This is a genomic window from Rhizobacter sp. P3_B12 (assembly GCF_056402895.1).
In genome coordinates this window covers 1-749 of sequence record NZ_JBFUGN010001614.1, presented here as the reverse complement: position 1 = coordinate 749, position 749 = coordinate 1, and the positions used below count along the sequence as shown (strand labels likewise).

Genomic DNA, 749 nt, shown 5'->3' with positions numbered 1-749 from the left:
CCCGCTGGTCGAGTACTACTCCAGCTGGGCCGCGGCCGGCGACGCCGTCGCGCCCCGATACCGCAAGATCTCCGGCACCGGCACGGTCGAGGAGATCACCGCCCGCGCGCTGGCCGCGCTTCAGTAAGAGGCACGCCATGGACATCGCAGGCAAGGTCTTCATCGTGACCGGCGGGGCCTCGGGCCTCGGCGAAGGCTCGGCGCGCATGCTCGCGGCCGCCGGCGGCAAGGTCGTCATCGCCGACCTGCAGGCCGACAAGGGCGAGGCGGTCGCGAAGGAACTGGGCGGCGTCTTCGTGCGCTGCGACGTGAGCCAGGAGGCCGACGGCCAGGCGGTCGTCGCCGCGGCGGTGGCGGCCGGCAAGCTGATGGGCCTCGTCAACTGCGCCGGGATCGCACCGGCCGTCAAGACGGTCGGCAAGGACGGTGCGCACCCGCTCGCGGTGTTTGCGAAGACGGTGACGGTCAACCTGGTCGGCAGCTTCAACATGATCCGCCTCGCCGCCGAGGCGATGAGCCGCAACGCGCCCGAGCCCACCGGCGAGCGCGGCGTGCTGATCTCGACCGCCAGCGTGGCGGCCTATGACGGCCAGATCGGCCAGGCAGCCTATGCCGCGTCGAAGGGCGGCATCGTCGGCATGACGCTGCCGATCGCGCGCGACCTGGCCCGCAACGGCATCCGCAACATGACGATCGCGCCGGGCATCTTCGGCACGCCGATGCTGTTCGGCATGCCGCAGGAGGTGCAG

1 protein-coding gene and 1 pseudogene are annotated in these 749 nt (G+C 71.7%); both read left to right on the top strand.

Going from position 1 to position 749, the window contains the following annotated elements; genetic code table 11:
* A pseudogene (locus AC1D01_RS37245) lies at positions 1 to 127 on the top strand (adenylate kinase); the annotation flags it as partial.
* A 10-nt stretch (positions 128 to 137) separates the two neighbouring features.
* Positions 138 to 749 (top strand): SDR family NAD(P)-dependent oxidoreductase (locus tag AC1D01_RS37240; protein ID WP_477874918.1); only part of this gene is annotated, 612 nt, incomplete at its 3' end.